This is a genomic window from Piscirickettsia litoralis, from assembly GCF_001720395.1.
Taxonomy (GTDB): domain Bacteria; phylum Pseudomonadota; class Gammaproteobacteria; order Piscirickettsiales; family Piscirickettsiaceae; genus Piscirickettsia; species Piscirickettsia litoralis.
The window spans coordinates 2681408-2695082 of the sequence record NZ_MDTU01000001.1 but is presented as its reverse complement, the minus strand read 5'-3'; the positions used below and the strand labels follow the sequence as shown (position 1 = coordinate 2695082).

Annotated in this window: 10 protein-coding genes, 1 tRNA gene and 4 pseudogenes; 7 read left to right on the top strand and 8 right to left on the bottom strand. The window is 41.9% G+C overall.

Going from position 1 to position 13675, the window contains the following annotated elements:
* Window positions 1–33: 33 nt before the first annotated feature.
* Window positions 34–1245 (bottom strand): class I SAM-dependent methyltransferase, encoded by a 1212-nt coding sequence (locus BGC07_RS13355; protein ID WP_069313504.1) that lies wholly within the window; start codon window positions 1243–1245, stop codon window positions 34–36.
* Entirely contained in the window at window positions 1232–1543 is a 312-nt protein-coding gene (locus BGC07_RS13350; protein ID WP_077216909.1) for a dihydroneopterin aldolase, read from the bottom strand. The genes BGC07_RS13355 and BGC07_RS13350 overlap by 14 nt, the downstream gene beginning before the upstream one ends.
* Before the next feature lie 120 nt (window positions 1544–1663).
* Between BGC07_RS13350 and plsY the strand changes: the two are divergent.
* Window positions 1664–2327, top strand: a pseudogene (gene plsY / locus BGC07_RS13345) (glycerol-3-phosphate 1-O-acyltransferase PlsY).
* Here the strand turns inward: plsY and tsaD are convergent.
* Window positions 2305–3320 (bottom strand): annotated as a pseudogene (gene tsaD, locus BGC07_RS13340) (tRNA (adenosine(37)-N6)-threonylcarbamoyltransferase complex transferase subunit TsaD). The pseudogenes plsY and tsaD overlap by 23 nt on opposite strands.
* 160 nt (window positions 3321–3480) lie before the next feature.
* On the opposite strand from tsaD, the gene rpsU reads away from it, so the two are divergent.
* The 5 genes and pseudogenes from rpsU (at window position 3481) to BGC07_RS13315 (ending at window position 8038) form a co-directional block, all read left to right on the top strand.
* On the top strand, window positions 3481–3696 hold the full coding sequence (gene rpsU / locus BGC07_RS13335) for a 30S ribosomal protein S21 (RefSeq protein ID WP_016211035.1): 216 nt from the start codon (window positions 3481–3483) through the stop codon (window positions 3694–3696).
* 27 nt (window positions 3697–3723) lie between these two features.
* Window positions 3724–4173 carry a GatB/YqeY domain-containing protein gene (locus tag BGC07_RS13330; protein ID WP_069313503.1) on the top strand — a complete coding sequence of 150 codons (450 nt, stop codon included), beginning with the start codon at window positions 3724–3726 and terminating at the stop codon, window positions 4171–4173.
* Window positions 4174–4240: 67 nt separating this feature from the next.
* On the top strand, window positions 4241–5974 hold the full coding sequence (gene dnaG, locus BGC07_RS13325; RefSeq protein WP_069313502.1) for a DNA primase: 1734 nt from the start codon (window positions 4241–4243) through the stop codon (window positions 5972–5974).
* Between the two features lie 77 nt (window positions 5975–6051).
* Window positions 6052–7919: pseudogene (rpoD, locus tag BGC07_RS13320) on the top strand (RNA polymerase sigma factor RpoD).
* 42 nt (window positions 7920–7961) lie between these two features.
* Window positions 7962–8038: transfer RNA gene (locus BGC07_RS13315), tRNA-Ile, on the top strand.
* 187 nt (window positions 8039–8225) lie between these two features.
* On the opposite strand, the gene BGC07_RS13310 is transcribed toward BGC07_RS13315, so the two are convergent.
* The 3 genes from BGC07_RS13310 to BGC07_RS13300 all read right to left on the bottom strand — a co-directional run bounded on the left by BGC07_RS13310 (window position 8226) and on the right by BGC07_RS13300 (window position 11220).
* Window positions 8226–9170, bottom strand: coding sequence for an alpha/beta hydrolase fold domain-containing protein (locus BGC07_RS13310; RefSeq protein ID WP_069313501.1), 945 nt, complete (start codon window positions 9168–9170; stop codon window positions 8226–8228).
* Between the two features lie 218 nt (window positions 9171–9388).
* On the bottom strand, window positions 9389–10465 hold the full coding sequence (locus BGC07_RS13305; RefSeq protein WP_069313500.1) for an alpha-hydroxy acid oxidase: 1077 nt from the start codon (window positions 10463–10465) through the stop codon (window positions 9389–9391).
* A 56-nt stretch (window positions 10466–10521) separates the two neighbouring features.
* On the bottom strand, window positions 10522–11220 hold the full coding sequence (locus BGC07_RS13300; protein ID WP_069313499.1) for a hypothetical protein: 699 nt from the start codon (window positions 11218–11220) through the stop codon (window positions 10522–10524).
* Between the two features lie 772 nt (window positions 11221–11992).
* Here BGC07_RS13300 and BGC07_RS13295 point away from each other — a divergent pair.
* Window positions 11993–12667, top strand: a complete 675-nt coding sequence (locus BGC07_RS13295; RefSeq protein WP_069313498.1) for a S24 family peptidase — start codon at window positions 11993–11995, stop codon at window positions 12665–12667.
* Window positions 12668–12675: 8 nt separating this feature from the next.
* Here BGC07_RS13295 and BGC07_RS13290 read toward each other — a convergent pair.
* Window positions 12676–13197, bottom strand: a pseudogene (locus BGC07_RS13290) (queuosine precursor transporter); the annotation flags it as partial.
* Between the two features lie 154 nt (window positions 13198–13351).
* Entirely contained in the window at window positions 13352–13675 is a 324-nt protein-coding gene (locus BGC07_RS13285) for a hypothetical protein (protein ID WP_069313497.1), read from the bottom strand.

Genomic DNA, 13675 nt, shown 5'->3' with positions numbered 1-13675 from the left:
TTTATGTTCATAATTTAAAATTAATACTTAAAGCTATAAACTATGACAAAGATCTCGTACTGAAAATCCTTTGACTTGACCTGAAAAATTTTTAGTTAACCCCATCACTTTAAACATCTCACCCATTTCTGTAGGTAAGGTGAGCTGCTTCACTTGCTGAGTGAATTTTAATTGTTTTAATGGCTCTTGTTCATTATTTAATTTTTCTTCTATACACTTCAGCAAACCTGCATTTAATAAAAAATTAGCTTGCGTATTAAAACCAGCGATATTAAACCCTGCCTGATCCGCCGCTTTGGCAACTTCGGTAAAGTTCACATGGCTAGTAATATCTTGCAATCCTGGATAAGCCAATACATCTTGATGAACTCGATGGCGATAAAAAGCACGTAATGACCCTTGCATACGCTCAGGGTGAAAAATATCCTGAGCTCCCCCTCCATAGTCAATCAATATCACTAACCCTGCCTCCATTGCATCATAGAGTCCAGATAGCCAAGGCTTAAGCGTTAAATTCAACTCGGTCTTCATACCATTAGGCAATTGATAGTCTACAATGCATCGATCTAACTCGGCTTGAGTAGAAGCATTTTTTTGCTTGACCTTTTGCCAACAAAACTGATTGTTCTCTAAGCTCACCCCTATTTCAATCGCTTGTTGATCCATGACTTCAAAATGATGCACTGGCATCGCGTCCAACACTTCATTGGCAACCACCATGCCCTTAAAACATTTAGGCCAGCGGTTGAGCCATTCGACTCGTGCTAAAATATGCTCCCCTAACTCAGCAATTTTTTCTCGTTGGCGCTCGATTAACTCTGGACTGAGTTCTAAAATAAAATATTTCTCAGGTAACTGGTCAAGCTCTGCGAGCTTTCCTAATAGGACGGTGGCAAGTGCGCCACTGCCCGCGCCAACTTCCAATAACGCCCGCTCTTTTTGGTCAAACTCACTCAAAATATCCATGGCTTGCAAGGCAAGAGTTTCACCGAATAGCGGTGATAGTTCAGGTGCGGTAATAAAATCACCCTCAGCGCCAAATTTTCGGCTTCCTGCCATATAATAACCTAAATTAGGTGCATATAAGGTTTGCTCCATAAAACGCTTAAATGAAATAACCTTTTCAGGCTGATCATTAATTTCGCTTTGTAACAGTTCAATGAGTTTTTGGCTATGAGCCATTTGTTCGATGCTTGGCTCTGGCAGTTCTGCTAACTCTTTTTCTAATTGTTTACGCGACTGCATGAATACCTCGCTGACGCTTAATGCGTACTCCTGTTGTTTTAGCGGCAGGAATCGCTCGCGGTTTTCTAACTTCTAACTCTATCCATTCAATAGGGAAACATTCGAGTATGGCTTGCGTGACTTCTTCAGCAATGCGCTCGATGAGTTCAAAGTGTGCACTTTGCACCACACGAATTAACACTTCAGCAACTTCATCATAGTCGATTGTATCTGCACAATTGTCCGTTGCTGCGGCTCTGCGAATATCAAAGCCTAGGCAAATATCAAACTCAAGCGGTTGTTTTGCTTTTTTTCCCATTCATAGACCCCAACACGACTGTCGACGGTTAAGCCTTGAATAAAGATACTATCCACGCTAAGCTCCTAACTTATTCAGATTCAATACTTATATTATTAACTACAGGAACACTCGATCACTATGTTTATTGGCATCGCTCTTGTTATTTTTGCCTATCTACTCGGCTCAATTTCAACCGGCATTGTAACCTGCAAACTCATGGGATTACCAGACCCAAGAACCGATGGCTCTGGCAACCCGGGCGCAACCAATGTATTACGCGTCGGCGGCAAAAAAGCAGCAATTATCACCCTCATTGGCGATGCCCTAAAAGGAGTGATTCCTGTCGCCCTCGCCCATGCCTTAAACCAACACCTTATTATGGGCCACACCTTACAACTAACAGAAGCAGGACTCGGCATTATTGCCTTTGCTGCTTTTTTTGGTCATTTATACCCCATCTTTTTTAAAATTCCAAGGCGGTAAAGGGGTCGCGACAGGCTTTGGAGCCATTATTGCGCTTAGCTGGCCTCTTGGGCTTTGCCTACTAATCACCTGGCTGGTTATGGCCTTTTTATTTAGAATTTCATCACTCGCTGCCTTAACTGCAACGGTACTTGCCCCTTTATACAGCTACTGGTTAGGCACAGAAGGCTATATCATGCCACTGATCATCATGGCGATCTTTACCCTATATCGCCACAAAGGCAACATCGCTCGTCTCATTCATGGCACAGAACCTAAAATTGGTCAGAAAAAAAGCGAAAAACTAACAGGCCGGCTTACAGCGCAGATAGCTCTGTGAGCGGCCAACGCGGCACCACTTTTAAGGTCGTCTCGGCCAATTGCCCTGCCTGTAAACGCTGCCACCCTGCATAGGCAATCATCGCACCATTGTCCGTACACAACTCATGGCGTGGGTAATACACGTCGAAGTCCTCTTTTTCACTCGCTTTTTTTAGCCCTGCTCTTAATTGCGCATTGGCGCTCACCCCACCGGCCATAACTAAACGCCTTAAGCCCGTTTGCTTTAACGCTCGTTTGCATTTAAACAACATGACATCCACAATTGCTTCTTGAAAAGCATGCGCAACATCCGCTTTAACTTGAGGATCCTCATGCCCGTGCTTTTTCAACGTATTTAAAGCAAAGGTTTTCAAACCACTGAAACTAAAGTCTAAACCGGGTCGATCACACATCGGGCGTGGAAAGGTAAAGCGTCCTGGAGTGCCTCGCTCTGCAAGCTTAGATAAGGCCGCGCCTCCTGGATAACCTAAGCCCAACAACTTAGCTGTCTTATCAAAGGCTTCACCCACCGCATCATCGATAGACTCACCTAATAATTCATACTTACCGATAGCCGTTACTTTAACAAGTAAACTATGCCCCCCGAAACTAAAAGGGCCAAAAATGGAAATTCAGGCTGTTTTTCTTCGAGCATCGGCGCGAGTAAATGGCCTTCCATATGATGCACCGCAATTGCAGGTTTATCCCAGGCCAATGCCAATGATTGCGCCACAGAAGCGCCAACCAACAGAGCACCGACTAAACCTGGGCCTGCGGTATAAGCAATACCATCGATGCTGTCCGCACTATTATTAGACGCTAAAAGCAACTGCTGAATCATCGGTGCGAGCTTGCGTACATGATCGCGTGAAGCGATTTCAGGAACGACACCACCATACTCAGCATGCAACTCGATCTGGCTGTAAACTTCATGAGCAATCAAGCCCTTTTCGCTATCATAGATGGCAACACCGGTCTCATCGCATGAGCTTTCAATTCCTAATACACGCATCAAACAATACTCTACTTATTTCTCTAATTGCAGCTATAATACTCAATACTCGCAAGAGTACTAGATAAAGTTGCATTTTTTCCCAACTTGGGTAAAATGTCGCATCTAAATATAATATATCTGCTAACTGATATTGTGTAAGGGCTGAGGAATTTAATTTATGCCAAGCATTCGTGTTAAAGAAAACGAACCATTTGATGTTGCACTACGCCGTTTCAAGCGTTCTTGTGAAAAGGCTGGTGTCTTAACTGAATTACGTCGTCGTGAGCACTACGAGAAACCAACGACTGTGCGTCGTCGTAAAGCTGCTGCTGCAGTTAAACGCCACATGAAAAAAGTATCTCGCGAGACTCAATTTCGTACTCGCCTTTACTAAGATTTTTACCGTTAAGGAAAATCTAGCATGTCAGAATTAAAGCAACGCTTACAAGACGACATGAAGGCGGCGATGCGCGCCAAAGACAAAGCTCGACTAACGACCGTCCGCCTCGTCCTTGCTGCAGTTAAGCAGGTCGAAATTGATGGCCAGAGCACCTTGGATGATGACAAAGTCACTGTCATTTTGAATAAACTAGTGAAGCAACGTAAAGATGCAATCACCCAGTATCAAAATGCCGAGCGCCCAGAACTTGCTGAAAAAGAGCAAGCTGAGCTAGCAATTATCCAAGAGTATCTGCCAGCGATGCTGAGCGAATCTGAAGTCGACCAAACCATTGAACGCGTCATTGCTGCAACAGGTGCGACAGAGCCCAAAGATATGGGTAAAGTCATGGGTCCACTCAAAGCCGAGCTCGGTAGTCGAGCTGACTTTTCCAAAGTGAGCCAAAAAGTTAAAGCACGCTTGTCTGCGTAGTCTAAGCTGATTTAGCCTCCCTTTTTCTTTATGAAAAGCGAGGCTATTGTCGTTTATTGGGAGTATTATGGCTAAGCGAATTCCCAATGAATTCATCGAAGATGTGCTCGCACGAACGAATATTGTCGACACCATCGGCCAGCGAGTCCAACTCAAAAAAACCGGCAGCAATCACTCCGGCCTTTGTCCCTTTCATAACGAAAAATCACCCTCTTTTACTGTCAGTGCGACCAAGCAATTTTATTACTGTTTTGGCTGTGGTGCGAGTGGCAATGCGATTAACTTTATCATTGAATATGAGGGGGTTGGCTTTCGTGATGCCCTAAAAGAGCTTGCTGACCCTCTCGGCTTAACACTCCCAGTTACTGAACAAGATCACCAACGTGACCATCTGGCCCCACTCTTAACGCTAATGACAGAGATTAATACGCTCTATAGACAGCAATTACGCCATGCCCCCACTGCAATTCATTATCTTAAGTCCCGTGGGCTTTCAGGTGAAATCGCTCGCGATTATCAAATGGGTTATATCCCCCCACGCTGGGATACACTCAGCCAGCGCTTTACAACACGACAAAACGACTTAATCACAACAGGCATGCTCATCGAGAATAAAGACCGCCTCTATGACCGTTTTCGTGGTCGCATCATGTTTCCGATTAGAAATCCGCAAGGTCAGACGATTGCCTTTGGCGGTCGTAGCCTCGGCGATGAAAAGCCTAAATATTTAAACTCACCAGAAACCCCTTTATATCACAAAGGCCGCGAGCTATACGGGTTGTACGAAGCCTTACAATACAATAAAAAGCTCAATGAAATTATCGTTGTTGAAGGCTATATGGACGTAATTGCCCTAGCCCAATATGACATCCGCAATGCCGTCGCGACTTTAGGCACCGCCGTTGGCGCTTCTCACTTGCAACAACTCTTTCGCTATACCAACACCGTCACCTTCTGCTTTGATGGCGACAATGCCGGACTTAAAGCCGCTTGGCGCGCCCTAGAGCACTCGTTAAGCTTCGTCCGCGATGGCCGTACTCTCCGCTTTTTATTGCTTCCCGAGGGTGAAGACCCAGATAGCCTTGTCAGGCAGTCGGGAACTTCTGGTTTTAACACGGCTCTAACCAAAGCGTTACCCTTATCAATATTTATGATTCAAGAACTTAAAAAGGGCTTGGATTTACATACATTAGAAGGTCGCGCGGAATTGGTCGACAAAGCCAGACCACTTTTAGCTAAGCTACCAGAAAGTGCATTTGCAAAGATTTTATTAGCGACACTGGCACAAGAAGCGGGCATGAATGAAAGCCAGCTGAGTCAATTACTCAGCAAATCAGCCTCACCTAACGTCAATCGCATAGAGCACAGTCCACCGGCCTCACCACGCCAAGTGGATAACGCGATTGCTCGCTCGTTAACGTTATTGCTGCACTTTCCAGCACTTAGCCAAGCCGTCGATAGTCAGGTAATTAATACGAACCATATGGCCGGCAGTGATCTTTTATATAAAGTACTTGAATTTTGTCAATCAAGGCCCCATGTAAACATGGGCATGGTCTTATCACAATGGTCCCACTGCCAAGAAGGTAGTTTGCTAGCACAATTAGCAGCCACTGACCCATTGATTGACAATGAATCACATGCACAAGATGAATTGCTTGATATAATACAACGTTTATCAAACAAATCGAAAAACCGACTTGCAGAGCAGTTGCTGATCAAAGCGCAGCAACAGGCGCTCTCACCTATGGAAAAAGAGGAACTTAAGCGGTTACTTGTAGGATGCAAGGAACAAGGTTAAGCGGTGAGGCATCTCACCATGATTTTAATAAAACGTTTGACTAACCCATGTAGTCAAAACAGTGTGTAGGGGTCAGTATGGATCAACAAGAAAAAAAGTCACAGTTTAAAGAACTGATTGTTCGAGGTAAGCAACAAGGCTTTTTAACGTTTACAGAAGTGAACGACCACCTCCCGGATGATATGAGCAGCCCGGAAGAGGTCGAAGAAATTGTCGCAATGATCAGCGACATGGGGATTCCTGTCTATGAAACGGCTCCCGACCCTGACAGCCTATTAATGAATGAACACGCCAGCTCTACCGAAGATGCTGACGATGCTGTTGCAGCGCTTGGCTCAGATGCTGAGTTCGGCCGCACCACAGACCCAGTGCGGATGTATATGCGCGAGATGGGCAGCGTTGAGTTATTAACTCGCCAAGGTGAGATCGAACTTGCTAAACGCATCGAAGAAGGTGTCAAACAAGCCTTTGAAGCCATTGCCCACCACCCGCAAAGCAGTGCAATTATTCTCGAAGAATATGCAAAATTCGAAGCTGAAGAAATTCGCCTCGACGATATCATCAGTGGCTACATCACAGAAGAAGACGAAGCCCCAGCTGCCAATATTGGCTCCATGCTCGATGATGCTAACAAAGCGGATGACAATTTCGACGCCACACTCACCGAAGACACGAACAGTGCCGATGATGCTGACGATGAAGATAGCGAAGAAGCCCCGGCCGATAACTCTCTTGACTTAGAAGAAGCTGCCGAGCGTTTCGCTGAGCTAAAAGCGGCGTATGAAGCCGCCGTGCAAGCCCAACAAAAGCATGGTGTCAATCATAAGAAATCCCAAGAATGCTGTGATGAACTTGCTAAAGTCCTCATGACTTTCCGATTGAAGCCAAACATGATCGACAAAATTACGAACTTCTTGCATGACTTACTTGACCAGGTCCGCAAGCAAGAGCGCCATATCATGGCTTTGTGCATCAACCAGGCGAAAATGCCACGCAAACTTTTCATTGACATTTTCCCAGGTAATGAAACAAACCTTGAGTGGGTTGAGTACCAAATTAAAGCAGAGCAAAGCTACTCTGAATCTCTTCAGTCTCTTGCACCTGAGGTGATTCGTGCACAAAAAAATTGATCGCCCTTGAGCAACAATCTAGCTTTGATGTCTCAGCGATCAAAGAAGTCAACCGTAACATTTCTATCGGTGAAGCAAAAGCGCATCGTGCGAAAAAAGAAATGGTCGAAGCCAACTTACGTTTGGTCATCTCCATTGCGAAAAAATACACCAATCGTGGTTTACAGTTCCTAGATTTAATTCAAGAAGGTAATATTGGCCTAATGAAAGCGGTAGATAAGTTTGAATATCGCCGTGGCTATAAATTCTCGACGTATGCAACCTGGTGGATTCGTCAGGCAATTACCCGCTCTATCGCCGACCAAGCGCGTACTATTCGTATTCCTGTACACATGATAGAGACGATTAACAAATTAAATCGTGTCTCACGTCAAATGGTTCAAGAACTCGGCCGTGAAGCGACACCTGAAGAACTTTCAGAGCGCATGGAAATGCCTGAGCATAAAATTCGTAAAATTCTTAAAATCGCTAAAGAACCAATTTCTATGGAAACCCCCATTGGCGATGATGAAGATTCACACTTAGGTGACTTTATCGAAGATACCACGATGCAACTGCCGGTAGATTCAACGATGGGCGATGCGCTCAAGCAAGCGACGAGTGATATTCTTGAAAACCTCACCCCGCGTGAAGCAAAAGTCTTGCGTATGCGCTTTGGTATCGATATGAACACTGACCACACATTAGAAGAAGTCGGTAAGCAATTTGATGTAACGCGTGAACGTATTCGTCAGATTGAAGCAAAAGCATTGCGTAAACTTCGCCACCCAACGCGTTCAGAAATTTTGAAGAGTTTTCTTGACTCAGAAGAATAACTTAGCTAGAATTTGAGCTCGCTGATGAGCTCAAACTCATTGGGGCCTATAGCTCAGTTGGTTAGAGCAGTGGACTCATAATCCATTGGTCGCAGGTTCGAATCCTGCTGGGCCCACCAAATTAACCTTGCTTTCGCAAGGTTTTTTTATGGAGAAATCCCCCTTCAAGCACGAACCAACTAACAGCATCTCGTAACTTTTTGGAAGACCGTGCTAGCATTTTACCTTTCACTTTCCCCCTTAATCACTACTGTTATTTAACACAATAGTCTCTAAAGATTATCAGAGTCACACCAGCAAAAATGACTATTTTAAAGCCCTTTTCATTCTGTTTAGCAGCACATCACCAATAACATGAGCTGGGTCTTTGCCATCTTTTAAAGCTTGGCGCATAACAATAGTGTTATGTGTCTGCCCTTCAAGAATGATTTTCTCAACATGAGCACTATGTGACTTTAATTTTAAATAATAAGCTTCAGAATCGCTTCTAAAGCCATCATGCTCACCAACGAGAATCGTTGTACTAGGAATATTATCGATATCATTATTAAAAAGGGGAGAATAAAATGACTTGGCGTAATCCACTTGACTAATCCCCCAATGCTTCATAATTAAAGTGATGTTGTCTCTCAGCAGCATTTGGTCAAGCTGCTCTTGTTCAAGAAATTCTAAGCTGGATTGAGTTAAGTCAAAAATACCATTGAGAAGGACTTGTTGCTTAATAGTTAAATCAGGGTCATTAACGGATAATTGACTAATAATTGCGCAACAATGTGCACCCGAGCTGAGACCACCGATAAAAAAATGGTCTGGATCGATACGCCATTTTTGATGAGAAGCGTAAAAGTATTTGGTCACGTCGTAACTATCATAGATCGGCTGAGGCAATGGATGCTCTGGAGCCAGGCGGTAGCGAACAACAATAACTTTAATATCAGCATAGTTGGCAATACGTGAGGCGGCAATGGCATTTACCTCAAATAAGTCAAGAACATAAGCACAGCCAGGATAAAAAATTAAGGTGGGAGAATTTTCTAGATGATGATTGTAAATGCGTACAGGAACAGCATAACCATCTCGCACAATTACAGTGGTGTCCAATTTTGGAATATCTGCCTCTAAACCAGCATAAGATAGGAAAAAGTCAGCATTGTTTCTGAGAGCCTCTATATTTAAATAATTGCTACTTTGATCGCTTCGAGACGGTAATAATTGCTCAAAAAACTGTTGTTCTGAAGGATTCAGTGCCATTGCAATGGCCCTTACCGTGACTTAAAATAGCAGCATACCATACTTTATTTGCAATTTGGATGAAAACTAAAGAGGTAAATTAATCAAAAACCCTGCATTGTTATTTTGATAGATATGGCTTTCATCAAGGCCAATCAGCCCCAACAACATGCCAAAAGCATACTCCCCAGTAGCTTCATTAAGTGCTGGAGCTGATTTTTACTCACAACAGCCCCTTATTAACGAAACAAAATAGAATGTCCTTTTTCTCTAATTTCATCCACGCTATTAAAACCTGCGAGCGCCATGGCATTGTCAAACTCATCTTTAAGGTGGTTTAATACCTGATAAACCCCATTAGCACCACCGATAGCTAGCCCCCAAACTACAGGTCGACCGACTAAAACAGCATCAGCCCCTAAAGCAATTGCCTTAAAAATATCAGTGCCCCGCCGAACACCTCCATCAACTAAAACCGGTATTTTTCCTTGTATAACATTAGTAATCGCTGGCAATAGTTCAATAGTTGCAGCACTGGTATCCAACTGTCGGCCACCATGATTCGAGCAGATAATCCCATCAACACCATAATCAAGCGCTATTTTGGCATCTTCCTCATGCATAATCCCTTTAATGAACACAGGTAACCGGCTGCACTCTTTTACCCATTGAATATCCGACCAGTTCAACTTATTCTCAAAGGCGTTATTAGTATATTCTGCCAAATTTCCCGCATTAATCATCGATTCGTATGTCGAGTCAACTAGGTTAGGCATAGAAAAATGATCAGGAATTTTAAAATTATTTTTAATATCTCGTTCACGACGACCAAACACAGGTGCATCAACAGTCACCACAATCGCCTCATATCCAGCTTGCTCAGCACGCTCTATCGCAGCTTGTGTCACTTGACGGTTTTTACAGACATAAAGCTGAAACCACAATGGCGCTGATGTTGCCTGCTTAACATCCTCTAAAGCACAGTTTGACATGGTACTTAGTGACATTATCGTACCAAACTCACCTGCAGCTTTGGCAATCCCCAACTCAGCATCAGCATGAGTCATACCTTGAAATGCTGTCGGCGCAATAACAACGGGAGCACTCAGCTCATGGCCCAAAAAACGAGTCTTTGTGCTACGTTTAGATACATCAACTAATACTCGAGGCTTTAATTTAATCTGCTTAAATGCTGATTGATTACTTGCTAAGGTCGCTTCATCATCTGCTCCACCAGCAAAATAATCATAAACCCCTAGCTCTAATATTTCACGCGCTTTTTTTTCAAAATCAATAAGATTGGTCAAATTTTCCATGCTATTTATCACCCTAACTTAATAATTATCTCTTATAACTCATTAATTCAAAAATATCAAATAGATCTAATAGAGAGGGATTTTGTAATTAAACTCTCATTTTTAAAAGTCTTAACAACAAGATTATTAATGACTGCAATTGTATTAGCCTTGGCAATACTTTCTATTTTTAAGTTGTATAACCCCAAGCTGCATATCGTTTCTGTCTCAAACATATAATCGGTATCACTGCTGGCATTACGTTGGATTTTCATATAATTCGTCATACAATTTCGGCTATATTGTTTAACCCCTGCAGCGAGCACTTTAATACTATTAATATTTTTCTTATTGAAACTACTTTTAGTTTCTTGATAAATATTTTTATTGACAAGCTTTGATCCTGCACGAGGGTCCTTACTAGGGATCACCATAACATTAGTTTGCACTTTATAATTAACCTGTTTATTACCCATAACAACACTAGAAATATCCGCCAGCCCTTCGAGCTTTACCTGATCCTTTGCATGTATTGCACTAAAAAAGCGTGTGTCATGTTCAACTGTAATATCAGAGCTACTTGCAAGATAAGTATCAGGCACAGAAAACTGTATCAATCTATCTCCTAATGCGACTTGATAACATTCAGTTTTACCGCAAGTAAATAAGCCTGTTTTATGCTTCACATGATTAGCTTCCTGCCGATCTAAAGTCTGGCTACAACCCACCAATGATGAAACTATCATGCTGCTAATAATCAATTTATGCCAAATCATAATAACCCATCTTTTAGCTCCTTAATCACTCATTTTGGCTATTTCTATTTTTTCACAGTAAAGATTAGATGCATACCATTCCAAAACAAATAACCTACCTCATTTGATACGGTTCAACAAATTGATAACAAATTTCAGGAAAATTACCAACAGTCAATAAACTATTATCAAATACAATAAAGCTAGAGAACTACTCAGCAGCTACTAAGCATGCCATCTTTTTCAGCACGACTTCTCCATGTTATGGAGCCGTAATAAATTGTAAGTTATACGCTTTCCAGCTAATTTTGTAAAAAAATAAAAAGTTATTGCCTAGTAATAGAAAATATCAATTTAAAAAGAAAAAGGGGCGTAACCTCAAATATACAGGAACAAAATCAAAACTTAGTCACACCCATCAAGACTAAACATAATAGCTTACCAAAAAGCTACCCACTGACTCAGCAAGCAAGCTATATTTAATAGATATATCTAACCCTACCCATTAAATACCGTCAGTTACAATTTAGTATTTCTACTAAATTACGCCCTAAATCCTACCTCAAGCAGCTCTAGAAGTAAACGGCATTTTGTATAAAAATACCATTAACCGTATAAAATGCTCGAACTGAAGGAAAAAGAATTTATCGATTTATAAGCTATTATACCATTTATAAACAGTACTCAAATAAATAAGCATTCATTATTCACTAAATATCAATGAATAAATTCTATACATTCCATCTTTTATTTATGGTAGAATTTGCAACTTGAACAAGTATGAGAAGCATCTATGACACTAGCTAAAAAAAACTTGCATGCCAACAACCCTTCAATTAAAGAGCGCCTCAACCATTTAATGAATGAAATTCGCATTAGTGAAGCTGAACTTGCTCGTCAAACTGGGGTTCCAACTACAACCATTAACCGTATGCTGCTCGGTCACACAACAGATCCTCGGGCAAATACCCTAAAACCTCTTGCACAATTTTTCTCTATCTCTATCGATCAACTATTAGGCTTATCCCCAATGAATGATCGCATCCCAGGTACTTTTAATGCGACCAATCGTAGTGCGTGGTTAACAGTTCCTCTGATCCGGTGGCAAGATAGTATTGCCTGGGTCTTTAAGCACAATAGCTACAGCCTAGACTCTCATACACAATGGATAACAACAGATAAACACATCAGCGATACCTCCTTCGCGGTTAAATCCCTACCCTCTATGGAACCCCGTTTTCGTGAAGGCTCAACACTCATTGTAGATCCAAACCACGAATATAAAGATGGCATGTTTGTACTCGTTACCCTAGATGGCAGCAACGTAGTTGCAAGAAGTGTGCTCTCTGACGGCGCTGATATCTACTTTAAGGGTTTTGATCATGCAATTCCCACTCAAGCCTATAACAGCACAACTCAGCGTATTCTCGGTGTGATTGTAGAAGCTCGAATGAACCTCTACAAATAATGAGAAGCTTATAAAGCCAATGAGAATGGATTATACTTAGTCTGATAGTCATAATAATCAATATTATCTGACTGCTTTAAGTAACCAGTAATTGCGTATGTGATAGGCAAAGCAATAACAACATAACCAAGTTTAAAGAAGTATTGCACCCACACCATTTGCCATATAATAGAGTGAGGCATTTCTCCCCAAAATGCGACCAAACCAAAGACAACACTATCCACAATAAGCCCAACAGAAGAGCTGAGGATAATCCTAAGCCACAAATGCTTGCCTGAAGACAACACTTTAAGCTTTGATAATATCGTCGAGTTGCATAGCTCCCCGCTGAAATAGCTCAACGCTGAGGCGGCTATAATACGCCAAGTACTATCAAAAACAGTTTGAAATTCATTTTGAAAATGCCAAACATATGAAGGTGGCAAATGCACAGCTGCATACGTACCAACAGCAACGAGTAGGCTACACAATAAACCACTCCATATAATAATACGGCTTACACCAAAACCATAAACTTCCGTTAACACATCATCAAAAAATAAATCAAAGGAAAGAAAATAAGCCCTGAAGGAAAATTAAAGTCTATATTTTGTGTATAACCAAGAAAGTGGAAAGTGTATTTAAATTCAGAGATCTTAAATGCTACCAAATTAGATAAAATTAGGGCAGTTACAAAAAGCATGCCTAAAAAAATAACTTTTTAGTGATTCTTTTCTTGCGAGCGGGAAAAGTTTCTATTAATTCTTTGTTATTACCTTTTACAGCATAATAAAGAACTGCAATATGAGCGGCATCTTCTCGAGAAAAGTCTTCCAACCATTCTTTTTTATATAATTCAGTCACTGGCCGAAAGAAAGTTTTACCACTGCCTTTTAACCGGCATCGAACCTGAATTTCATTGCCTTGGTCTTCATGAGAAACGATTTCATATTTAGAGCTACGATCCTTGTGCTCCGCCTCAATCAAAGAACCAAAGGTACTAAGTACCTTCGCTATCGAGTTAAACAT

What these genes read in the sequence shown, in the direction of transcription:
- BGC07_RS13350 (WP_077216909.1), bottom strand. Translation starts at nt 1,543, where the DNA reads ATGGGAAAAAAAGCAAAACAACCGCTTGAGTTTGATATTTGCCTAGGC.
- BGC07_RS13355 (WP_069313504.1), bottom strand. Translation starts at nt 1,245, where the DNA reads ATGCAGTCGCGTAAACAATTAGAAAAAGAGTTAGCAGAACTGCCAGAG.
- BGC07_RS13310 (WP_069313501.1), bottom strand. Translation starts at nt 9,170, where the DNA reads ATGGCACTGAATCCTTCAGAACAACAGTTTTTTGAGCAATTATTACCG.
- dnaG (WP_069313502.1), top strand. Translation starts at nt 4,241, where the DNA reads ATGGCTAAGCGAATTCCCAATGAATTCATCGAAGATGTGCTCGCACGA.
- BGC07_RS13330 (WP_069313503.1), top strand. Translation starts at nt 3,724, where the DNA reads ATGTCAGAATTAAAGCAACGCTTACAAGACGACATGAAGGCGGCGATG.
- BGC07_RS13285 (WP_069313497.1), bottom strand. Translation starts at nt 13,675, where the DNA reads ATGTTTAACTCGATAGCGAAGGTACTTAGTACCTTTGGTTCTTTGATT.
- BGC07_RS13300 (WP_069313499.1), bottom strand. Translation starts at nt 11,220, where the DNA reads ATGATTTGGCATAAATTGATTATTAGCAGCATGATAGTTTCATCATTG.
- BGC07_RS13305 (WP_069313500.1), bottom strand. Translation starts at nt 10,465, where the DNA reads ATGGAAAATTTGACCAATCTTATTGATTTTGAAAAAAAAGCGCGTGAA.
- rpsU (WP_016211035.1), top strand. Translation starts at nt 3,481, where the DNA reads ATGCCAAGCATTCGTGTTAAAGAAAACGAACCATTTGATGTTGCACTA.
- BGC07_RS13295 (WP_069313498.1), top strand. Translation starts at nt 11,993, where the DNA reads ATGACACTAGCTAAAAAAAACTTGCATGCCAACAACCCTTCAATTAAA.